We start from the raw sequence: 22,763 nt of genomic DNA, 5'->3' as shown, positions 1-22,763 counted from the left end.
CTCATTTCGAAATATTTATAGATTAGAGCCGCATTGGCTGATACATTTTTCAATAAAAACATGTCAGCTGCCTGCCGGAAACCTTCCAGAGTCTCGGAACCGTCCGATTTCTGCCTCCCGGGCCGCTGCACCTGTTGAACCTTATAATCATGGAGTGAGCTGACAATATGTGCCGTTTATTTGCGCTTACAAGTCGCGATCCGATTTCACCCATGCTGGCCATCAATGCCCTTAATACAATGAAAGAAGGTCATGACGGCTCCGGCGTTGGTCTCTGCCTCAGGGGACTGGGTGGTCGTTTTGAAGAAGAATTGCAGGGCTGTCCCATCCTTTCCGGTATTTTTACCGAAGCCGGTCTGCGTAGACTGGAACAATATACCATGGATCATGGTTTCAAGTCCCAGTACAGCATCCTTTACACCCCTGAGACCGAACCGCCGGAAGGTACTCCTGTCCGCGGAACATATGCAGCAATCGCTTATAAGGTTCCCAGAGGCTGGAACCAGCTTACCCCTGAGCAGCAGGGTCAGAAACTGGTGGAAATGCGCCTTGAACTGCGCAAAATGGGCGAAGAAGACGGCGATATCATGGTTTTCTCTTTCTGGCCTGATACTATCATTGTAAAAGAAGTCGGTGATCCCCTTGAAATCGGTGAATGGCTCCAGCTTGGTGCTAACCGCAACCTCTATGCCCGCCGCATTCTGGCGCAGGGCAGGCAGAACACCAACTACGCCATCAACCTTTACGCCTGTCACCCATTCTTTATAGAAGGCGTTGCCTCCATGACTAATGGCGAAAACACCGCATTTATCCCCATCAAGGAATATCTGCAGTCCAGAAACGTACCCGGCTACGAGGGCTACCAGTCCGATTCCGAGGTCTTCACCCATATCGCCCATTACACCACCAAGCGTCTGGGACTTGATATCAGTGCCTACAAGCACGTCATCACCCCGCTCATGGACCATGAAATGGCCGACCATCCGGATCGTGAATTCCTTGCGACCCTGAAGCGTTCCTGCCGCAAGATGATCATTGACGGCCCCAACTGTGTAATCGGAACCCTTGATGACGGTTCCATGTTCATGGTTCAGGATCGCAAGAAGCTTCGTCCCGGCATTGTGGGCGGTAAAGACGGCATTTACGCCTTCTCTTCCGAAGTCTGCGGCATCGACGCTGTCATCCCTGACCGCGACAAGTCCAAAGACTTTCAGCCCATGCACCTCGATACAGTAATCGTCGGACCCGACTGCAAGGAGATACAGACATGCTCACAGAAAGACCAATTACCCCGTCAACTTTAGGCGTTAAAGACCTGAACTGGCAGATCGAGTGGGACAAGGATCTCTGTACCCAGTGCGGTCGCTGCACCACAGTCTGTCCGGTCAACGCTATTGAACTCGGCGTATTCCGCAAGCGCGAGATAATTACCCCCGCAGGCCTGATGAAAAAGGCCGAAAATAAACATACCGTTTTTTACGGCATCCGTCAGAAGACCGACCCTGCTTACGCTTGTATCGGCTGTTCCATGTGCAACATGGTCTGTCCCAATAATGCCATCGGTCCCAAGCGCGAAGAAGGTTCCACCACCCAGAAATTCCACAATGACCGCGGCGGTAACCCCCGCACCCGTGGTGGACGCCGCAACTCCGGTGAATCCCTGCTGGACCAGATCAAGTTCATGCGTATATCCATGCTCACCGACCCCGCGCTTGATGCCGGTCGCCATGAGTTCCGCCTGAATACTCTTCTTGGTCGTGTGCAGTCTCCCGAAGAGAGCCTGAAGACTTATCAGGAACACGGCTGGAAGCCCCCGGTTCGCGAAATCTACCCGCTGGTCATCGGCGGCATGTCCTTCGGGGCTATGTCTCCCAACATGTGGGAAGGTCTGCAGATGGGTGTGGCTTACCTGAACGAAGAGCTGAACATGCCTGTGCGTATTTCCACAGGTGAGGGTGGTTGTCCTCCCAGACTGCTCCGTTCCCGCTTCCTCAAATATGTAATTCTCCAGATCGCATCCGGTTACTTCGGCTGGGATGAAATCATCCACGCCATTCCCGAGATGAAGGTCGACCCCTGCGCAATTGAGATTAAATACGGTCAGGGTGCAAAGCCCGGTGATGGCGGACTGCTCATGTGGTACAAGGTCAACAAGCTCATCGCTGCGATTCGCGGTGTTCCCGAGCGCGTCAGCCTGCCCAGTCCTCCGACCCACCAGACCCAGTATTCCATTGAGGAATCAGTTGCGAAGATGATTCAGTCCATGAGTATGGCCTGGGGATTCAGGGTCCCGGTATATCCCAAGATTTCCGCCTCTTCCACATCGCTGGCGGTTCTCAACAACCTGACCCGTAACCCCTACGCTGCCGGTCTTGCCATTGACGGTGAAGACGGTGGTACCGGGGCGGCATACAACGTCTCCATGAACCATATGGGACACCCCATCGCCAGTAACCTGCGCGACTGTTACAACGCTCTGGTTGTTACCGGTAAGCAGAACGAACTGCCTCTCATCGCAGGTGGCGGTATCGGTAAATCCGGCAATCTCGCAGCCAACGCTGCGGCACTGATCATGCTCGGCGCAAGTGCCGTTCAGGTCGGTAAATACGTTATGCAGGCCGGTGCAGGCTGCCTCGGTTCTGAAAAAGACCGCTGCAACGTATGTAACATCGGCGTATGTCCCAAGGGTATTACTTCTCAGGACCCCAGACTTTACCGTCGCCTTGATCCTGAAAAGGTCGCCGAAAGGGTTGTTGACTTCTATCTGAGCTTTGACACTGAAATCAAAAAGATTATCGCCCCTCTGGGCCGCTCCACATCATTGCCTATCGGTATGTCGGATGCGCTTGGTATCAGTGACCGTGATGCTGCTGACAGACTCGGCATCAAGTACGTGGTTTAACAACAGCTCACGATTTACGGAGATTTAAAATGGCAACAGAAAAAATATGCATCAGCGGTCTTGAAGAAGGCGCCCGTATTGAATCCCGCATCCTTGAAGAGCGGATTCAGAAAGCGGTTGCCGATGGAGCCCGCAAGCTTGAAATAGACGCCATGGGCCAGCACGGCATTGGCGGAAGGCTCTGGATTTCCAAGGAAGAACCCATTGAGATTGACGTTATCGGTACTTCCGGTCAGCGTCTCGGTTCCAAAGGTTTTCCCGGCACTGTAATCAACGTTCACGGTTCAGTATCCGATGACGTTGGCTGGCTCAACGCCGGTGCTGAAATCATCGTCCACGGCAATGCTTCTAACGGCGCATGTAACGCCATGGCACAGGGTAAAGTTATCGTTAACGGCGATATCGGTGCCCGTGGCATGACCATGACCAAAACCAACCCCCGCTTTGATGAACCCGAACTCTGGATTCTCGGCGGCGTTGGTGACTACTTTGCCGAATTCATGGCCGGTGGTACCGCTGTAGTCTGTGGTTACGAACCCCAGAACCCTGAAAACGTACTCGCCTTCCGTCCCTGTGTCGGTATGGTTGGCGGTCGCATTTTCGTACGCGGACCCCACGGCGAATTTTCCACTGCTGACGCTATTCTTGAGCCCATCACCGATGCGGATTGGGAATGGCTGACCAGTAACCTCAAAGAGAACCTCGCCAAAATCGGCCGTGAAGAAGTTTATGAAACCCTGACCGAACGCAAGGAATGGCAGCTGATCCGTGCCAAGTCTCCTTTTGAGAAGACCGGGCGTAAGCGTCGCTCCATGTCTGAGTTCCGTTCCGAAGTATGGGATGGCGAGCTTGGACAGGGTGGGCTTATCGGTGACCTGACGGACCTTGACCGTTCTCCCATTCCGCTTATCACCCACGGTGATCTGCGCAGATTCGTTCCGGTCTGGGAAAACCGCAAGTATCAGGCTCCCTGTCAGTCTGCATGTCCTACCGGTATGCCGGTACAGAAGCGTTGGCAGCTTGTCCGTGACGGTCTTGTTGATGAAGCCGTGGACCTTGCCCTTGCATATACTCCTTTTCCCGCAACTGTTTGCGGTTACCTCTGCCCCAACCTCTGTATGGAAGGTTGTACCCGCGGCGTGAAAGACATGCTTTCCGTTGATATCACCAAGCTTGGTCGTGACGGCGTGAAGAGTCCCGCACCTGAACTGCCGCCTCTTTCCGGTAAGAAAGTAGCGGTAATCGGTGGTGGCCCCGCAGGTATTTCTGTTGCATGGCAGATTCGCCGTAAAGGTCACGAAGCAGTTGTCTATGACATGGCCGACAAGCTCGGCGGTAAGATTACTTCCGCTATTCCTTCCAGCCGTATTCCCAAGGAAGTGTTGGACAGCGAACTTGAGCGTGTTGCCAAGGTCATCCCGCATGTACACATGCAGAAGAAGCTCACTGCTGACGACTTCGCCGAACTGCGTCAGAACAGCGATGCTGTTGTTCTCGCTATCGGTGCCCAGAAGCCGCGCATCATCCCCATTCCCGGGCATGAGCGCATCACCCCGGCTCTTGATTTCCTCAAGGGTGCCATGAAGGATAAGGCTGAAGTGGGCGAGAAAGTTGTCATCATCGGTGCGGGTAACGTAGGTTGTGACGTTGCCACCGAATGTGCTCGTCTTGGCGCGAAAGATATTCTTCTCATTGATATCCAGAAGCCTGCCGCTTTCGGTAAGGAGCGCGAAGAAGCTGAGCATGTAGGTGCTAAGTTCCGCTACCCCTGCTTCACTCAGGAAGTTACCGAGGAAGGCGTAGTGCTCAAGTCTGGCGAAATTCTTCCGGCTGATACCGTGATCATGTCCATCGGTGATACCCCGGATATCGACTTCCTGCCCGATACCATCGCTCTTGATCGCGGTCACATCGTGGTCAACGAAGATTACCAGACCACCGAGCCCGGTGTTTACGCTATTGGTGATGCTGTCCGTCCCGGCCTGCTGACCCACGCCATCGGTCACGGTCGCGAAACTGCCGAGACCCTTGATGAAGTCTTCACTGGTAAGCGTCCTCACGCTGAGCCCAAAGACGTTATCGATTACAAGCGTATGACCCTCGAATACTTTGATCCGCGCATTACCCACTTTAAGGATGTTCAGGAATGTGCTCAGGAATGTTCTTCCTGCGGTTCCTGCCGTGATTGTGGCCTTTGCGAAACCGTCTGCCCGCAGGCTGCCATCTCCCGCAAGAGCGGTGAAGGCAAGGATTTCGAGATGGTCTGTGATCCTGAAAAATGTATTGGTTGCGGTTTCTGCGCCAATGTCTGCCCCTGCGGTATCTGGAATCTCGTAGAGAACAGTCCGCTTGGCTAATATAAAGTCTTAAAGAATAGGAGAGCCGGGTGGTCCGGTGATCCTGTATGGATTCTAAGATGAAAGCCCTGCTGAATTACTTCAGCAGGGCTTTTATACTGTTGAGAAAGTACCATCTGCGTCGTTGCTGCAAAAAAGGCTGAAACTCGCGTATGTTTATACGCGTCGTTCCAGCCTTTTTTTGAGCCTAGCATCTGGCACTTTCTTAACAGTATTAATTACCTAGAATAAAGGATCAATATCAAATTCCATGACCTCTTTGGTCTTGGGGTGGGTGAAGCACAGGTAGCGGGCATGCAGTTTGAGCTGGCCTGGAGCTGTGCCGGAGCCGTAAAGCCTGTCTCCTACGATGGGGCAGCCCAGCCCCTGCGGATGCGCAGAATGTACTCTTAATTGATGGGTACGTCCGGTATGGGGGGTGAATTCGACACGGGTCATGCCATTTTCAATACTCAGCTTGCGCCAGTGGGTGATGCCCAGTTTACCGTGAATCGGGTCAAATACCTGGTAGGGGCGGTTGTATGGATCAAGCCGGAAAGCCATCTCTATGACTCCGCTGTCTTCTTTAACTATCCCCTCCAGCAAGGCTTCGTATTTCTTTTTTACCTGCCTTTTTTGGAATTGTTCCACCAGTTCGCGTACGGCCCGTGCTGTCAGGCCCAATACCAGTAAACCGGATGTATCCATATCCAGACGGTGTACGGTGGGAAACTTACGGCATTCAGGGAACATTTTCTGGACCCGGGTAACAACGCAATCCTGATTTTCTGGTCCGCGGCCGGGTACTGAGAGTAGGCCGCTGGGTTTGTTGACCACCACAATTTTTCGATCCGCATATACAATGTCGAGAAGTTTTTCGTTACTCATCAGCTTTAAGTCCATTTTTTTTAGACAAAGTTTAGTTATCAGTATTTATAATGGAAGTGTGTGAATACAGCAAATGGATTCAAATGTGAAGAAATAAGTTTTTTGTTCTTGTTTCAGAATTGTCACCTGTGTTTAGTCTTTAAAGCTGATGTTTATTCGGAGAATAAGTTGTTTTAAAGAATTAATGCGCTGTTTTTGTGCTGTTTCGGGGAACATCTGAAAATATCATACTGAGGCGAAGGGAAATAGGGGTTGTTGAACCCGGATTCAGTGTTGAATTAGGGGTGAAAAATAGTGCTACGAAAAGTAAAATGTTATCCACATGTCAAAAAAGTGGTTGTGAAAAAAATATCTATAAGCAATATGAGGGGTTAAGGGGTGTTTTGTACAAAATTTCACAAATAGCTTATTTTTTTGATTGCATAATCAAATTGAGAGGGCTATTACTTGATCAACGGATCAAGAACAGGTCCTCTTAGAAAAAATGGCCGGACAAATTGCCGGACGTTTTCATAAAGGTAAAAATAAAATTTTCATAAATAAGGTTTCAAATCTTTAACTTCCACCTCAAAGGTGGGACGGGTAATAAGAGATGAAAAAAATGAGCGTACTTTTTCTTTTACTCCTGGTGATTGTGGCTGCTGCAGCAACTTCTGAAACTCTGGATTTCAAATCCAAAGACGTAACCACCGTTGCTGAAGCGCGTGTGTCCGGTGCTGACACCAAAGCTGTTGTAAAAGGACACATTGTAAGAAAGATCAACGACAATAAATACGTATTTCAGGACAAGACCGGTGAAATCATCATCGACCTCAGCCCGAAAGCGGGATCCCTCCCCGTAGACGCTAATGCTGAGATCGAGATTGAAGGCAGGGTCGAGCAGGACCTCGTCTTCGCCGGAATCGAAGCCCAGAAAATATCCGTTATCAACTAAACGGACCTCACAGGAATAATAATTCCGAACCAGAAAGGTCGCTAATCCGACTCTCTTGAATCTGAATTGTCAGCAGTTTTCAAAGCCGCGTCTGAGGACGCGGCCTTTCTGTTTTTAGAGCCCCGGAGCTGAGTTTGTTACTTGGCTTCGGGGTCTTTTGTATGGGGGCAGGTGTACTTCGTGGCGGCGTTTGTTGAGTCCTGTTTAACTGCTTAGTTCATATGAATATCGTGTGTCGTGCAGGGGGGGCTTTGTGGGCAAGTATGAATGGTGAGTGTCTTTCTTATCTGAAATATGGACTGCACAGCTCGTTGATGGTGCTGATAATTTTATCCTTTGATACAGGCTTGGTCAGGAATGAGTCGCACCCTGCTTCAAGAATCTTTTGCTTTGCCTCAGTCAGGGCGTGGGCGGTAAGGGCTACAATAATGCTTGGCTTTCTTTCGGATTGGTTTTCCCAGTCCCGGATTTTGCGGGTGCATTCATACCCATCCATGATCGGCATTTCAATATCCATGAATATCAGGTCAAAGTTATGCGTACTGGCCTGCCCAAAACCTTCTTCTCCGTTGTGAGCTATTCTTAAGGTATGAGGCATGTCTTTGAAAAAAAGCTGGATCAACATGCAGTTGGCCTTGTTGTCTTCTACCAGCAGGATGTCGAGGGGCCTTATTGCTCCCGGTGGCTGGACCGTTACAGGCTGCTGTTGCTGTGGTGCCTTGCTCAGGGCTTTTTTGGCAGTCTTTTCAAGAGAGTGCATGTCAAGAGGGGCCAGCAGAACACTTCCGTGGAATTTTTCAATATAATCCTGTCCAACGGTGGTAATCAGGATGATTCTTTCTTCATCTACCTTCATGTCCCGTAACTTGTCCAAAGTCCGTTGCCGTTTCCAGCCGTGGATGTTCCCGCGGACAATGATCAAGTCGTAAGGGGTGTTGGATTTGCGGCTGTTTTCAATGAAACTGCGCCCTTCTTCCATACTCTGGGCTTTGCTGATCCGCTTGGTCCGTGTGCTGATCCGGATGGCAAGTGCCTGACGGGAGTAATCCTGATCGTTGATAACCAGGATGGACTTTCCGCGCAGGGGCGAATTGGCAATTGAAACCCGGGGGTCTTTCTCAAAGGGAAGTTCCATATGGACAGAGGTCCCGAAGCCCTTGCGGCTTTCGAGCCAGATTTTACCGCCCATGGCTTCGCACAGGGATTTGCAGATGGAAAGGCCCAGTCCTGTCCCCCCGTACTTGCGTGTAGTGGAAGAATCAGCCTGAGTGAAGCGGTCAAAAATTGAATCCAGCTTCTCCTCTTCAATGCCTATGCCGCTATCTTTGACAGCGAAATGGATTTTCAGTGAGCCGTCATCGTCTGCCATATCGGGTTGGACAAGAGAAGTTTCTACAACCACGAAACCTCTTTCCGTGAATTTGATGGCATTGCCGATGAGATTGACGAAAATTTGTTGCAGTCTTGAGGGGTCGCCCATGAGTTGTTCCGGTACATCCCGGTTGATGTTGTAGGCCAGTTCCAGACCTTTGCCATGTCCTGCATGGGCGGTGACCTTGAAGGCCTTGCCGATGATGCGGTCAAGGTTGAGGTCTCTATTTTCAAAAGCGATTTCACCGGCTTCGATTTTACTCAGGTCGAGTATCTCGTTGATCAGGTGAAGCAGTGATTCCCCGGATTCCTGCAGAATTTCCACAAACCTGCGTTGCTCGTCATCCAGATTCGAGTCGGCCAGAATTTCAGCCATGCCGAGAATTGCGTTCATGGGGGTACGGATTTCGTGGCTCATGGCGGCCAGAAACTGGGATTTGGCCCGGGTTCCCTTGGCTGCTTCCACGGCCATGGCATCTGACTTGGCAATGGCTTTGACCAGTTTGCGGTTGGCGCTTTCCAGTTCGTGGGTTCGTTCCTGAACATTGACCTCCAGATTTTTATAGAGGCTTTCCAGATTTCGGCTCATGTGGTTGAAGTTAAGAGCCAGAATTCCGATCTCGTCCATGCGGGAACCAACGTTCACGGTAACAAATTTGCGCCGGGCAATCTTTCGGGTGTTATTGGCCAGCATCCGCAGCGGGGATATCAGGATTCGCTGGAAAAAAGCATCCAGCGCAATAATGGTGCAGAGCATACACGCTGTGAAGAGAATGGTCAGGCTAATCGTGTTTTCACGGATTTCATCCCTGACCTGATCCAGTTTCATGCCGATCTCAACCCTTCCAATATTGTCCTGCCCGCTGATGATCGGCTTGGAGACTATAAGTACGTCAGAGCCGTATGAAGGTTTGTTTTTAGATATATGGGATTTGGATACGATATTTCCGGATTGCAGGATGGGGTTCCCTTCACGGTTGTAAATTTCGCAGAAGGCCACTTGCGGTGATTGCTCAATGGAAAGGGCAAGGTCTTCCACAAGGAAGAAACTGAAGCGGGGCAGGTATTCCGCGCAGGAGCGTGCAGCTAGGGATGCTATCCGGTTGCCGTGTTCATAGAGACTATCCTCAAGCAGTCTCTTTTGGGAATCGACAATATAATATCCCAGCATGAAAAAGAAGAGCAGCAGGATCAGGCCGGTGCCTATAGATATCTTAAACCGTAAGCTGTCCTTCATTCCAGTACAATAGCCATGTTTTAAATTTTCCTTGGGACGGGTCGCAGTTGATTTACTTGGGGTCTTCCCGGTACTGGACCTTGATCTCGCCCTTTATGATTTTGTTCCTGATGCCGTCTACTTTTTTCAGCACATCAGCGGGTATTTTGTCTCGAGTATACTTCATTTCGCTCAATCCTACGCCGTTCTGCTTCAACCCGTAGCTGGTGGGACCGGATTTAAATTCTCCAAGCATAACGGCTTTTAGTTCATTGTAAGCCGCTACATCCAGTTTCTTGATCATACTGGTCAAGACAAAGCCTTTAGCCAGTGAATCCTGATCCGAATCAACTCCGATGGCGTATTTTCCGCTGCGCCGGGCTGCTTCAATAACACCGTTTCCGGTAAGTCCGGCAACGGTGAACACAATATCCGCTCCGTCTTTGTATTGGCCCATGGCAACATTGTACCCCTTGGCCGGGGCATTGAATCCGGAAAAGTCGCCCAGCGGAGTCAGGTAGGCCACGTCGATTTTAATATCAGGTACAGCGTATTTTGCTCCGTCAACATAGCCCTGTTCGAATTTACGGACCGGGGGCACCGGGGTGGCTCCGATGAAGCCTATCTTTCCAGTTTTGCTGGTCAGTGCGGCCAATGCACCGGCTAGAAAAGAACCTTCGCCCTGTTCAAAAAAGACTGAAGATACATTTTTCATGCCTTCCAAAGGAACTTCGCTGATGATGAATTTTTTGTTAGGAAATTTTGGGGCAGCTTCTTTAACCATTTCCGCATGCTGGGCTCCCACAAGGATGAGAATATCTGATTGCCTGATGAGATTGGTAAAGTCTTCTACTCTGGATTCTCCATCATTTTCCGGCTCAAGGATAATCAGTTTGAAATTGAATTCCTGTTGAGCCCTGCGGATTCCGCCATAAGACATGTCATTAAAGGATAGATCGCCAAGCCCTGAAGCACCGGTGACAAAACCGACTACGGGCTGGTCCGCCCAAGCGGTTCCTATTGTAAAAAATAAGAATAAAATTGCGACAAATACTCTTTTCATAATTACCCCGGATTAATGAAAGCTGTGCTGGTCGGCAATGAACATGCCTTTAAGAACTGTCTTTTTTATTAGAATTACCGTCTATAGACCGTAACTTAATATAAAAGTGTAATTTATAAAAGGTTATTTCCGCAAGGCCTGCATATGTCTTTTAAGCGAAGAAATCCCGGCAAAATGAAATTTTGCCGGGATCGGGCGAGGATTACGGATAATATGATCAGTTTTTTTGCTTTAAAGGTGATCCGGGTGGGAAAATGATAAGAGATTTCCAATTAATTTTTCCACCAATCTGGGCAAGGCCGACTCCGGCGAATATAACCGCTGAGGCCAGTAGCTGGGCAAAATTCAGTGTTTCGCCTAACAGGAACCAGCCGAAGAAAGCAGCAATAGCCGGGACGAGGTTGATGAAGGCCGAGGCTTTACCTGCCGGGAGCCTGCTTATACCCATGTTGTATAGAACAAATGCGCCGAGAGTCACAAAAGCACCGAGGTATCCGGCCATTATCAAAGCCTGAGCCGGGTCCGGCCCCAGCCCATCGCTGATAAGCAGGTAGAGACCGGGAATGAAAAAGATACATCCGGCGATATTCTGTATAGCCGTCAGGGTCCATGGGCCGTAGTTTGCGGAAAGTCTTTTGACCAGCAGCATGTATCCTGAAGCGCAGACCATGGCTATCAGCTCTAAAAGGTTGCCCAAGGCCGGATTTGTGGCATTACCGGAAGCATTTCCACTCAGGGTCAGCACTGCAACACCGAACATTGAGAGAGCCAGTCCGATCCAGCCGGAGAGGGTTGTTTTTTCTTTGAAAAAGAAGCCGGCTCCCACTGAAACCATTAGTGGCAGAGAGGCTGAAATCAATCCGGCCTGTGTGGCAGTTGTGAAAGTAAGGGCGTAAGATTCAAAGAGGAAATAAAGGCAGGGCATGAACAAAGCCATAATGGCCAGTGCGAATCTGTCCTTCCCTTTTTTGACCGGGCCGGCCAATCTCGGAATGAAAGGGCTGAGTACTAGGGTGGCTATGCCTGTGCGCATCCACATGACAGCCCATGGATTCAAGTGTCCCACAAGGTACTTCATGGCTGCAAACGAGCTGCCCCAAAGAATGACTGCACCCAGTATGGCAATCACAGGGATTATGGTTGTGTTCGGTTTGGTAGCGTTCATAATTTTCTCCTTAAATAGAAAAATAGCCGTTTGTTAAATCCGGGTCTTGGAAAATATTGCTTTTGGATAATAGTAAAACAGCCGTGGAAATGATAAACTGTACATGCAGTTGCTCAACTTCAGCGAAAAGGAGTGTGCTTATGGCTTTTGTAGAATGGAAAGATGAATACAGCCTTGGTAACGAGCTGATAGATGAACAACATAAGTCGCTTATTGCCCTGCTTAATGATCTGTCTGAAGCCGGTCCCGGCAATAAGGATGGTAAGGGGTTTACCTGTTTAAGCCGTATGACTAAATATGCTCAGGAGCATTTTCGCGATGAGGAGAATTTCATGCGCGAGAATGGCTACCCCGGTTTAGATGATCACATCATCGAACATAAGGAGTTCATCAGCCGGGTTGAAGATTATCAGGATGCTGTGTTCGCTAATTATGTGCCTTTTCAGGATATGCTTGATTTTTTAAACAACTGGTTGATTGAGCATATGATTGGCAGTGACCAGAAGTATATGGATTATATCAACAGCCGCTAGATATTGGTGTACTGCGAGGGGGTTGCGCCTGTGTAGCGGCGGAAGGTGTTTGTGAAGTGGCTCTGGTCTGAGAATCCGCTTTGCAGGGCAGTCTCGGCAAAGGACATGCCGGAGCGGAGCAGTCGTTTGGCGTGTTCTATGCGTAACTGTAAGTGATAGCTGTGGGGCGGGAGTCCGGTAGCTTTTCTGAATACCCGCAACAGATGGTAGCGGGAGAGCCCGGTGGCCTGTGAAAGTTCTTCAAGGGAAACCTTTTCCGAGAGGTTTTCGTTGAGATATTCGCGGGCCTTTTTTACTGCCGCAGGTTCTCCGGTGCGCGGAACCTTGGACTGGGCTTCGCAATGGCGGGTCAGGAGTGCCGCAGCTGCACGGGCAAGGGCTGTGTCCAGAGCCAGCCTGCTCTTTACTGTTGATGCTGCATAATTGAGTTCGGTCAGGGTTCCGGTGGTCAGCTTGTCTTCGGTGACCACAGACCTGAATTCCGGCAACCCGTCAGCTTCGTTTAAGTCTCGCAGGGCTTTTTCAAACAACTGGTTGTCAAAGCTGAAAACGCGGTAGGTGATGCGAGTGTCGGAATCGGTAATTACACCGGAGTGGACAAGGCCGGGATTGAATAGGGCGATTTCTCCGCCACGCACAAAAGAGCTGCCTGAACCGGGCTGACGGCAATAGCAGCCGCCCGCCTCCATGACTCCTACGGAATGAAATCCATGGGTATGGTTCGGGAAGGAATGGTTGGAATTGATGACTTCCTGAATTTCGAGGCCCTCGATGGATTCGGGGCGCAGGTATCTGATTGTCCCTTTGTTCATAGGTCGCACCGCTTGACCGGAAGAGTTGCATAAACGTTTATGGAATACAAGCTAATCAGAATGCGGATAGCGGTCTTGTAAAATATTGCTCTCTGTTAATTACTTCTTGTTTTTTCTTTTCACACCATGTTCTTTCAAGGCCCGGACAATGTCATCAAATTGGTCAAGGGCATTGCCCATGATCTTGATTTCCTTGCCCTTACGGGGCTGGATGCGGATTCCCCATTCTTCCTGATGGCGGAGCATAAGCCCGGTAGCAATGGCCTGCATGGTGGTTCCGAAGATCAGCAGCAGAGTGGATAGTTTTCCTCCGAGCCGGGTCCGGTAATTTCTGAAGTACTCAATATCATCCCATTTGATGAGTTCATCTTTACCCCTTTTGGTAACATGCAGTCCCTTGTCTGTGATTCTGTAGCAGAGGTCGCTGTATTTCAGTGCAGTGAGCAGGAGCACGCCCCAGATAGCAGCCATGGTCCACATGGCCCCGGTCAGCCAGATCCAGCCTTTGGAGATGCTTAAGACACTTCCTCCGGCATCCATTTCCCAGACAATGGGGAAGGGCAGCAGGAAGAATATTGGGGTTAGGATCAAGCCCATCATATCGGGGCCGATTACCGTAGCCCCGCGTGGATAATGTATTTCGTCTGTTTTATATCTGCGGCGGGGAATGAAGAAGTAAATGGCGAATCCGAGCATGATGAATCCCGGGCCATGGTAAAAATAAGGATGCTTGAACTGTGCCGGCAGGCTGTAGATGTCCCCGGCGTGACAGGCATAAATGCGCAGCCATTTTTGTCCCTTATCTATGGAGACAAAAACAGCTTGTTCAGGGTAATGGGAGATTTCACTGAAGGGTGGCTCGTCGGGTTTGAATATATATCTTTTATGCTTGAAGCCGTATGACCTGCTTTCCAGCTCCGGCGTGTCTTCGGGGGTGTCTATGGCTGCTGCCAGTTCCAACCAGCCCGGATCGGTGACGGTGATTTTCCGACCCTTGATGGTGGAGCCTTCGTACGGACTGACAATCAGCAGTTGTCCTCCGGGCCAGAGCATAAGGTAGCCGCCGAGGCAGATCAGGAAAAGTGCGGCTGCTCTTCTGAAAATTTCAATCATGGTAAACTCACAGTTTGTTAAACGGGTTCAGCTGAAAAAATATAACATGTACATCTTGCGCGGAAAATACATTTTGTATCTAATTGAAGTCTAAAGGTAGCTAACATGAGCAGGACAATTTTTACTGAAAAGGTGATCGAGGTCATCAAGGCTATTCCGGAAGGGAAGGTCTGTTCTTATGGCAAGGTGGCTGCTCTGGCGGGCAATCCCCGTGCAGCACGGCAGGTTGTGCGCATCTTGCACAGCAGCGGTAAAAAAGAAAGCCTGCCTTGGCAGCGGGTGGTAAACCGCGAAGGACGTATCTCCCTCAAAAAGGGGCAGGGCTATGAAAGACAGCGTGAATTACTGGAGCGCGAAGGTATTGAGTTCAGCCTGGACGGTCAGATTGATTTTGAAGTTTACCTCTGGGTGCCCGAGTCTTTAATTGATTGGGATGAATGATAAAAGTTGGAGAAGTTTATGAGTGATATTGTCGTACCTGAATTGAAGATGAATGACGGTAATTCGATCCCCGCACTGGGATTCGGTACATACAAGCTCAACGGTTCCGAAGGGGTAGAGACCATGGTCAATGCCATTCAGGCAGGATACCGTTTGCTCGATTCCGCTTTCAAGTATGAGAATGAGGGCGCAGTGGGTGAGGCCATCCGCCGCAGCGGGGTTCCCCGTGAAGAGTTGCTGGTTACTTCCAAGGTTCCCGGACTTCGTCATCGCTACAATGAAGCCCTTTATTCCGTTGAAGAGTCTTTATATCGGGCTGGGTTGGATTATTATGATTTCTACCTCATTCATTGGCCCAACCCCAGTCAGGATTTGTTCGTGGAAGCATGGCAGGCCTTGATTGAGGCCCGTAAAAAAGGGCTGGTCCGCTCCATAGGCTGCAGCAATTTTCTGCCTGAACACATGCAGCGGCTCATGGATGAAACCGGGGTGGCCCCGGCAGTGAACCAGGTTGAGTTGTATCCTTATTTTATTCAGCAGGAACAGCGTGACTGGCATGCCCAGCACGGGATCATTACCCAGTCATGGAGTCCGCTGGGTCGTGATAGTTCCGCCATGCAGGAAGCGGGAATCAAGGCCATTGGCGATAAGCACGGAAAGAGCGCGGCGCAGGTGATCCTGCGTTGGCACGTGCAATTGGGGGCGGTGCCCATCCCCAAAGCCACATCCCCGGCGCGGCAGCTGGAGAATATTTCTATTTTTGATTTCGAATTGAGTCCGGAAGAAATGGCAGCCATCAGTGCATTTGACCGCCCTGACGGCAGGCGCAAGGATCAGCATCCCGCTTATTATGAAGAGTATTAAATAATTAAGGCCCGAAACATTGTGTTCCGGGCCTTTGCTTTTGAGTTTGTTTGTAGTTCTTACTCTGCTTTCAAATCTTCTACGATATTCTGCATTTCAGATATCTGCACAGCAAGGGACTCAAGGGCCGTGCTGAATTCCCTTGCGCTGTCAGTTGTTTCGGTGGTGATGCGGCTTATTTCTTCAACCGATCCGTTGATTTCTTCGGAGGTGGCGGATTGTTCTTCTGCTGCTGTGGCAATGGACTGAATCTGGACCGCACTTTCCTCGGCTCCGCTTACGATTTCCTGCAATACGGAGCCGGAGCTTTCCGAGAATTCGTTGGCTTCTTCAATTCTTTGGTAAACTGTTTCCATGGAGCGGATATTCTCTCCGGCCACGCGCTGGATGGCACCAATGGAATTGGAAACCTCCCCGGTAGCGGTCATAGTCTTTTCTGCCAGTTTGCGTACTTCATCAGCAACAACCGCGAATCCGCGTCCGGCTTCACCTGCGCGGGCCGCTTCAATGGCCGCGTTCAGGGCCAGCAGGTTGGTCTGGTCGGCAATATCGGTGATTACGCCGATGATTGCTTCGGTTCCCTTGGCCTGTTTATCCAGCTCTTCCATGTTTCCTTTGAGATTATTGACCTCGGATACGGTCTGATCCAGCGCATTTTTGGATTTATCTACGACTTCAGCACCGTTTCGGGCTTTGTTCTGCGCTTCTGAACTTTCTCCTGCTGCATCTGCTGCATTGCGGGCGATTTCCAGCACGGTGGCGTTCATTTCTTCCATGGCTGTTGCCGTGGAGGTTATGCGGTCACTCTGGATTTCCGCTCCACTGAGTAACTGATTCGATTGTACGGACATCTGTTCTGAGGCGGAAACCACGCGTTCGAGAACCAGCTCAACTCGGTCTGCTGCATGGTGCAATCCTTCTGTTCTGGCCATGTCAGCTTTGGCGCGGGCTTTTTCTGCTTCCGCAGTGGCTTCACGAGCCTTGGAGGATTCGTCTTCCGCTTTTCGGGTTTCATCTTCGGCTTTGTGGATGGTCTTCTTGAGTTCTCCTACCATGGCCCGCAGTGAGTCGGCCATGCGCCCTATTTCATCTTTCTGGTCGATATCCAGAGGGGCATCAAGGTCGCCTTCAGCCACTTTGGTGGTGTAGGCTGCGGTCTTGATGATCGGTTTGCTGATCAGTCCGGCGAGCATGAACAGCACTGCCAGCAGTATAATGATCGCCACGCCGCTGATAATCAGGCCGTTCTGAGCGATGGTATTGGCCTGTGCTTCAACTTTATCCATGGGAATGACCAGCGCGATGGACCACGGCAGGGAGGTCTTTCCCACTTTGATGGGAGCATAGGTGATGTACTGCCTTTCGCCGGTTTTGGATTCTGCTACGTATGAATATGTCCTACCCTTTTTGATGGCATTCAGTATTGCTCGTCTGTTTTTGTCCTCAATTACATTGTTGAGATTCTTTGCCTGTAAGTCTGAGTTCGGGTGGGCCACAATATTACCTTTGTTGGTGACAAGGTATGCGTAGCCTGTTTCAAAGGGCTTAATTTCTAGGACAGTGTCCTGCAGGTCATTGAGATAGAAGTCGACACCAATTACGCCGATATTTCTTCCCTGTCTCTTGACCGGAATGCCTGTGGAGCAGAGCCAGAATGTTTTTCCATTCATTTCCCAAGGGTATGGCTCAGTAATGGTTTCAATACTGCCGGACATGGGGGTTTGGAACCAATTTGCGTTTGAGAGGTCTTGATCTCCCAGAAAAAGGTCCGCAATACGGCCTCCTTCCCGGTGGTACCAAGTACGGTAGGCTCCCTTGTATTTTTCCATGTAATGGTCTTCCCGATCATCATAGCTGGTTCTGGCGGGGAAGGTGCACCATGCCCCGGCAAGTCCGGGATGACTTTTGACAACGTGAATTAATATTGAGTCCAGATACTCTCTGTCCGGGATAGTTTTATAGTTAGCCCCTTCTTCAAACATAATGCCCAGAGTTCTGGTTACGGTCAGGGCTTTACCCATGGTTTCGGCAATTTCATTACCGTATCCTTTTGCTACGTGATCGGCTGCTTCGCTGGCTTGTTTTACAGCCATTATCTTGGCTTGGTTTGTCATAACCCATGTGCTGGCGGTCAGAATAAGAGCTACAATGCAGAATGTGGGTATGATGATTTTGGTTTTTAGACTCCAATCCCTAAATTTCATAAATTACTTCCCTTCTCTTTGCGACATGTTAGACGTTTAAGCGACAAGAGTGTCGTGTTTTGGCGTTGCAATGGGTTGTTTCGGTAATCTGGAGAAAAAAGTAAAGGAGAAATGTTATAAATTAGAAAAAAAATTTAATATTGCAATTCTAGTGAGCATAAAAAAGGCTGCATCCTGCGATACAGCCTTTGAAAGTGTGTTAATTGTCTATCTTTACTATGCTTTCAAATCTTCCACGATATTCTGCATTTCAGAGATCTGCACAGCTAAGGATTCAAGAGCTGTGCTGAATTCCCTTGCACTGTCAGTTGTTTCGGAAGTGATACGGCTGATCTCCTCAACCGCCCCGTTGATTTCTTCCGAGGTGGCGGACTGTTCTTCTGCTGCGGTGGCAATGGACTGAATCTGGACCGTGCTTACCTCGGAGCCGGCTACGATTTCCTGCAGCACCGTTCTGGAGTCTTCGGAGAATCCGTTGGCCTCTTCAATGTGGCGGTAAACTGTTTCCATAGACTGGATGTTTTCTCCGGCCACGCGCTGGATGGCACCAATGGAATTGGAAACTTCCCCGGTAGCGGTCATGGTCTTTTCAGCCAGTTTGCGTACTTCATCAGCAACAACCGCGAATCCGCGTCCGGCTTCACCTGCACGGGCCGCTTCAATGGCAGCATTGAGGGCCAGCAGGTTGGTCTGGTCGGCAATATCGGTGATCACACCGATGATTGCTTCTGTGCCCTTGGCCTGCTTGTCCAGCTCTTCCATGTTTCCTTTAAGGTTGTTGACCTCGGAAACTGTCTGGTCCAGTGCGTTTCTTGATTTGCCTACAACTTCGGCTCCGTCTCTGGCTATGTCGTGAGCCTCGGAACTTTTCCCGGCCACGTCGGCAGTATTGCGAGCGATTTCCAGCACGGTGGCGTTCATTTCTTCCATGGCTGTTGCCGTGGAGGTGATGCGGTCACTCTGGATTTCCGCTCCGCTGAGAAGTTGGTTGGATTGCACAGACATCTGTTCGGAAGCTGAAACCACGCGTTCAAGGACCATTTCAACCCGCTCTGCTGCCTGATGCAGACCTTCGGTGCGGGCCATATCCGCTTTGGCGCGGGCCTTTTCAGCTTCGGCGGTTGCTTCGCGGGCCTTAGCTGATTCATCTTCCGCCTTGCTGGTTTCGTCCTCGGCTTTGAGGATAGTCTTCTTGAGTTCCCCGACCATGGCTCGCAGGGAATCAGCCATGCGTCCTATTTCATCTTTCTGGTCAATATCGAGCGGGGCATCAAGGTCGCCTTCAGCTACATGTGTGGTGTATTCGGCTGTTTTGAGGATCGGTTTGCTGATTACCCCGGCCAGTATAAAGAGGATGATCAGCAGGATAAGAATGGATATTGCGCTGACAATAAGGCTCTTCTGGGCAATGGCATCTGCCTGTGCTTCAACTTTGTCCATAGGAATGACCAGTGCAATGGACCAAGGGTAGGATGTTTTACCAACCTTGATCGGGGCATAGGTGATGTATTGTCTTTCGCCGTTTTCAGCTTCAGTAACGTAGGAGTATGCCCGACCTCTTTCAATGGAATCCAGGATTTCCCTCTTGTGCTCACGGTCGATTACCTCACCGAGGTTCTTGGCCTGCAGCTCAGAGTCAGGGTGGGCAACGATGTTACCTTTGTTGGTTACAAGGTAGGCGTATCCGGTATCAAAGGGTCTGATTTCAAGGATGGTTTCCTGAAGGTCGTTCAAATAAAAATCTACACCTACGACCCCTATGTTTCGTCCGTTTTTTTTGACCGGAATTCCTGTGGAGGAGACCCAATAGGTCTTACCCTGCACTGTCCATGGATAAGGTTCGGTGATTGTTTCCACATTTCCGGACATGGGATTTTGAAACCAGCCAACATTGGAGACATCTTTATTACCTACAAAAAGTTCTGCAATACGGCCATTGTCGCGATGATACCAGTTGCGGTAGGCGCCTTTGTATTTGCCCATGTAATCGTCTTCTCGACCATCATATACATCAGGAGGGAAGGCGCACCATGAACCGGCGAGACCGGGGTGGCGCTCAAGAACTCCTACCAGCACAGAATCGAGATATTCGCGGTCCGGAATAACGCTGTAGTTGGCACCTTCTTCAAACATGATGCCCAGTGTTCTGGTAACGGTCAGGGCTTTACCCATGGTTTCGGAAATTTCATTGCCGAAACCTTTGGCAATGTGGTCCGCTGATTGGCTTGCTTGTTTTACGGCCATCTTTTTGGCCTGATTGGTCATTACCAATGTGCTTGTGGCAAGGATCAGGGCCACGATGCAGAAAGTCGGTAATATAATTTTGGTCTTCAGACTCCAGTTTCTAAAATTCATCAAAATACCCCTTGTTGTTGCGACATGGTCGGCGCGTTTAGGACAGTTTTGTCGTGTTTTTGTTTAGTTATTACAGTGTCTTAATTGGTTTTTTACAGGGGTATTTCGGCAATCTTGATGAAAAAGTAAAGAGGGGAAACTGAAAAATTGTAAAATAGATTTAATTCATGAAATCAGGAAAGAGGCAAAAAGAAAGGCCGTATCACTCGATACGGCCTTTTAAGCTAATTATTGCAGTTTATTTCTATTCGTCTTTCAGGTCTTCGACGATTTTCTGCATCTCCGAGACCTGCTCGGCAAGTGATTCAAGGGCAAGTGCGAATTCACGTGCTCCGCTGGCTGTTTCAGCTGTGATGCGGCTGATTTCTTCAATGGAGCTGTTAATTTCCTCGGAGGTCGCGGACTGCTCTTCAGCTGCGGTGGCAATGCTCTGAATTTGGACTGCACTTTCCTCGGCACCGGTTACGATTTCTTTTAAAACTCCGCCGGAACTTTCCGAGAACTCATTGGCCTCTTCAATACGGGTGTAAACTGTTTCCATGGAACGGATGTTGTCTCCGGCCACACGCTGGATAGCGTTGATGGAGTCAGAAACTTCCCCGGTTGCAGTCATGGTCTTTTCTGCCAGTTTACGTACTTCATCAGCAACAACTGCGAATCCGCGTCCGGCTTCACCTGCGCGAGCCGCTTCAATGGCTGCGTTGAGCGCCAGCAGGTTGGTCTGGTCAGCAATATCGGTAATTACACCCACAATGGCTTCGGTTCCCTTGGCCTGCTTGCCAAGTTCTTCCATGTTGCCTTTGAGGTTGTTGACCTCGGTCACTGTCTGGGTCAGGGCGTTCTTGGATTTATCTACAACAGAAGCCCCGTCTTTAGCTTTTTCCTGAGCATCGGTACTTGCTTCAGCGGCATCACTGGCGTTGCGGGCGATTTCCAGTACGGTGGCGTTCATTTCCTCCATGGCAGTTGCAGTGGAAGAAATACGGTCACTCTGGATTTCAGAGCCCTGCAGCATTTCGTTGGACTGCACGGACATCTGTTCGGAGGCGGAGACTACCCGTTCAAGGACCTGCTCAACACGGTCTGCTGCGTGGTGCAACCCTTCGGTACGGGCCATGTCTGCTTTGGCGCGGGCTTTTTCCGCTTCTGCAGTGGCTTCGCGGGCTCTGGCTGATTCTTCTTCCGCTTTGCTGGTTTCATCTTCCGCTTTAAGGATGGTCTTCTTGAGCTCTCCGACCATGGCTCGCAGGGAATCGGCCATACGTCCGATTTCGTCTTTCTGATTGATTTCAAGTGAGGCGTCGAGATCGCCTTCAGCTACCTTAGTGGTGTAGCCGGCAGTCTTGAGGATCGGCTTGCTGATTACCCCGGCCAGTACAAAGAGGATAGCCAGCAGGATAAGAATGGCTACAACACTGACTATGAGACTGTTCTGGGCAATGGCATTGGCCTGTGCCTCAACCTTGTCCATGGGGATAACCAGCGCGATGGACCAGGGATAGGAGGTTTTACCCACTTTGATCGGGGCATAAGTGATGTATTCTTTATTGCCGGATTTTGATTCTGCTACATAGGAGTAAGCCCTGCCATTGTTGATTGCGTCCAGAATTTCATTCTTGTGTTCACCGGAGAGAACATCGGCCATGTTTTTGGCCTGCAGTTCAGAATCGGGGTGGGCTACAATGGTTCCCTTGTTTGTGACGAGGAATGCGTAACCGGTTTCAAAGGGTTTGATCTTCAGGACTGTCTCAAGCAAGTCGGTGAGATAGAAGTCAACACCGACGATACCTATGTTTCGCCCTTTTTTCTTTACCGGGTAACCGGTGGAGCAGAGCCAGAAAGTCTTACCGTCTACTTCCCATGGGTATGGTTCGGAAAGGGTTTCCACGTTACCGGACATGGGGTTTTCAAACCATGCCTGTCCTTCAAGGTTTTCATCACCCACAAATGACGCGGCGATGGAACCGCCGTCGCGGTAATACCAGTTACGGTATGCACCTTTATATTTGTCGCGGTATTCATCTTCACGGTCATCGTAGCTGCTTTTACTCGGGAATGTACACCATGCACCGGAAAGACCGGGGTGCTTTTTCAGGGTGTGTACGAGTACTGAGTCGAGAAATTCGCGGTCAGGGATAACTTTGTAGTTGGCGCCCTCTTCAAACATGGCGGCAAGGGTTCTGGTTACGGTAAGGGCTTTTCCTAATGTTTCGGAAATTTCATTGCCGTAACCTTTTGCTTCTGTGTCAGCCCCATTACTTGCCTGTTCCACAGCCAGACTTCTGGCCTGATCTGTCATTACCCATGTGCTGGCGGCAAGAATAAGTGCCACAACGCAGAAAGTGGGGATGATAATCTTGTTTTTTAGGCTCCAGTCTTTGAAATTCATGTAAGTCCTCCCTTACTAGTGATGACAGTTATGTTTATTATAAAGCATTGTGTCCTGTGTTAACGGCTGAAGTGCAGCAGCCGGATGCTAAACATATCTGATTATATAACAATAAACTTGATGGAAATGTAAAGGAAAAGCGACAATTGTGGCCTGAACAAGCATTCAGTAGAGAGC

16 protein-coding genes are annotated in these 22,763 nt (G+C 49.9%); 7 read left to right on the top strand and 9 right to left on the bottom strand.

The genetic code is table 11. The annotated features are described in order from the left end of the window. The first annotated feature begins 167 nt into the window (after nucleotides 1-167). Genes ACO05Z_RS16855 through ACO05Z_RS16845 form a run of 3 tightly spaced genes read left to right on the top strand, consistent with a single transcriptional unit; the run spans nucleotide 168 to nucleotide 5,259 of the window. Complete coding sequence (locus ACO05Z_RS16855; RefSeq protein ID WP_421903345.1) at nucleotides 168-1,304, top strand: glutamate synthase; 1,137 nt, start codon at nucleotides 168-170, stop codon at nucleotides 1,302-1,304. Next, nucleotides 1,268-2,902 (top strand): glutamate synthase-related protein, encoded by a 1,635-nt coding sequence (locus ACO05Z_RS16850; RefSeq protein WP_421903344.1) that lies wholly within the window; start codon nucleotides 1,268-1,270, stop codon nucleotides 2,900-2,902. Before ACO05Z_RS16855 ends, ACO05Z_RS16850 begins: the two co-directional genes overlap by 37 nt. A gap of 29 nt (nucleotides 2,903-2,931) precedes the next feature. Beyond that, nucleotides 2,932-5,259 carry an FAD-dependent oxidoreductase gene (locus ACO05Z_RS16845; RefSeq protein WP_421903343.1) on the top strand — a complete coding sequence of 776 codons (2,328 nt, stop codon included), beginning with the start codon at nucleotides 2,932-2,934 and terminating at the stop codon, nucleotides 5,257-5,259. A 222-nt stretch (nucleotides 5,260-5,481) separates the two neighbouring features. Here ACO05Z_RS16845 and ACO05Z_RS16840 read toward each other — a convergent pair whose 3' ends face one another. Beyond that, on the bottom strand, nucleotides 5,482-6,126 hold the full coding sequence (locus ACO05Z_RS16840) for an RluA family pseudouridine synthase (RefSeq protein ID WP_421903342.1): 645 nt from the start codon (nucleotides 6,124-6,126) through the stop codon (nucleotides 5,482-5,484). A 601-nt stretch (nucleotides 6,127-6,727) separates the two neighbouring features. Between ACO05Z_RS16840 and ACO05Z_RS16835 the strand changes: the two genes are divergently transcribed. Next, on the top strand, nucleotides 6,728-7,060 hold the full coding sequence (locus tag ACO05Z_RS16835; RefSeq protein WP_421903341.1) for a NirD/YgiW/YdeI family stress tolerance protein: 333 nt from the start codon (nucleotides 6,728-6,730) through the stop codon (nucleotides 7,058-7,060). Between the two features lie 283 nt (nucleotides 7,061-7,343). On the opposite strand, the gene ACO05Z_RS16830 is transcribed toward ACO05Z_RS16835, so the two are convergent. The 3 genes from ACO05Z_RS16830 to ACO05Z_RS16820 form a co-directional block, all read right to left on the bottom strand. Continuing rightward, entirely contained in the window at nucleotides 7,344-9,668 is a 2,325-nt protein-coding gene (locus ACO05Z_RS16830; RefSeq protein WP_421903340.1) for an ATP-binding protein, read from the bottom strand. A gap of 52 nt (nucleotides 9,669-9,720) precedes the next feature. Further along, nucleotides 9,721-10,710: a BMP family lipoprotein gene (locus ACO05Z_RS16825; RefSeq protein ID WP_421903339.1), complete on the bottom strand. Its 990-nt coding sequence runs from the start codon at nucleotides 10,708-10,710 to the stop codon at nucleotides 9,721-9,723. 217 nt (nucleotides 10,711-10,927) lie between these two features. Further along, nucleotides 10,928-11,875 carry a DMT family transporter gene (locus ACO05Z_RS16820; RefSeq protein ID WP_421903338.1) on the bottom strand — a complete coding sequence of 316 codons (948 nt, stop codon included), beginning with the start codon at nucleotides 11,873-11,875 and terminating at the stop codon, nucleotides 10,928-10,930. 140 nt (nucleotides 11,876-12,015) lie between these two features. Here ACO05Z_RS16820 and ACO05Z_RS16815 point away from each other — a divergent pair, with 140 nt between their 5' ends. Next, nucleotides 12,016-12,408 (top strand): bacteriohemerythrin, encoded by a 393-nt coding sequence (locus ACO05Z_RS16815; protein ID WP_421903337.1) that lies wholly within the window; start codon nucleotides 12,016-12,018, stop codon nucleotides 12,406-12,408. On the opposite strand, the gene ACO05Z_RS16810 is transcribed toward ACO05Z_RS16815, so the two are convergent. Next, complete coding sequence (locus tag ACO05Z_RS16810) at nucleotides 12,405-13,220, bottom strand: helix-turn-helix domain-containing protein (protein ID WP_421903336.1); 816 nt, start codon at nucleotides 13,218-13,220, stop codon at nucleotides 12,405-12,407. The genes ACO05Z_RS16815 and ACO05Z_RS16810 overlap by 4 nt on opposite strands. A gap of 99 nt (nucleotides 13,221-13,319) precedes the next feature. Beyond that, nucleotides 13,320-14,333 (bottom strand): hypothetical protein, encoded by a 1,014-nt coding sequence (locus ACO05Z_RS16805; protein WP_421903335.1) that lies wholly within the window; start codon nucleotides 14,331-14,333, stop codon nucleotides 13,320-13,322. Nucleotides 14,334-14,438: 105 nt separating this feature from the next. Here ACO05Z_RS16805 and ACO05Z_RS16800 point away from each other — a divergent pair, with 105 nt between their 5' ends. Both ACO05Z_RS16800 and ACO05Z_RS16795 read left to right on the top strand, forming a co-directional pair. Further along, a complete protein-coding gene (locus ACO05Z_RS16800) occupies nucleotides 14,439-14,774 on the top strand; it encodes an MGMT family protein (RefSeq protein WP_421903333.1) in 336 nt (111 codons plus the stop codon). An 18-nt stretch (nucleotides 14,775-14,792) separates the two neighbouring features. Further along, complete coding sequence (locus tag ACO05Z_RS16795) at nucleotides 14,793-15,638, top strand: aldo/keto reductase (protein WP_421903332.1); 846 nt, start codon at nucleotides 14,793-14,795, stop codon at nucleotides 15,636-15,638. 59 nt (nucleotides 15,639-15,697) lie between these two features. Here ACO05Z_RS16795 and ACO05Z_RS16790 read toward each other — a convergent pair whose 3' ends face one another. The 3 genes from ACO05Z_RS16790 to ACO05Z_RS16780 form a co-directional block, all read right to left on the bottom strand. Next, a complete protein-coding gene (locus tag ACO05Z_RS16790; protein WP_421903330.1) occupies nucleotides 15,698-17,842 on the bottom strand; it encodes a methyl-accepting chemotaxis protein in 2,145 nt (714 codons plus the stop codon). A 216-nt stretch (nucleotides 17,843-18,058) separates the two neighbouring features. Next, the gene (locus ACO05Z_RS16785; RefSeq protein WP_421903329.1) at nucleotides 18,059-20,197 is read right to left on the bottom strand and encodes a methyl-accepting chemotaxis protein; all 2,139 of its coding nucleotides are present in this window, start codon (nucleotides 20,195-20,197) and stop codon (nucleotides 18,059-18,061) included. A gap of 244 nt (nucleotides 20,198-20,441) precedes the next feature. Further along, nucleotides 20,442-22,586: a methyl-accepting chemotaxis protein gene (locus ACO05Z_RS16780; RefSeq protein WP_421903328.1), complete on the bottom strand. Its 2,145-nt coding sequence runs from the start codon at nucleotides 22,584-22,586 to the stop codon at nucleotides 20,442-20,444. Nucleotides 22,587-22,763: the final 177 nt, after the last annotated feature.

This window comes from Maridesulfovibrio sp., assembly GCF_965230075.1.
Lineage (GTDB): Bacteria > Desulfobacterota > Desulfovibrionia > Desulfovibrionales > Desulfovibrionaceae > Maridesulfovibrio.
This window is presented reverse-complemented; position numbering and strand designations above follow the sequence as displayed.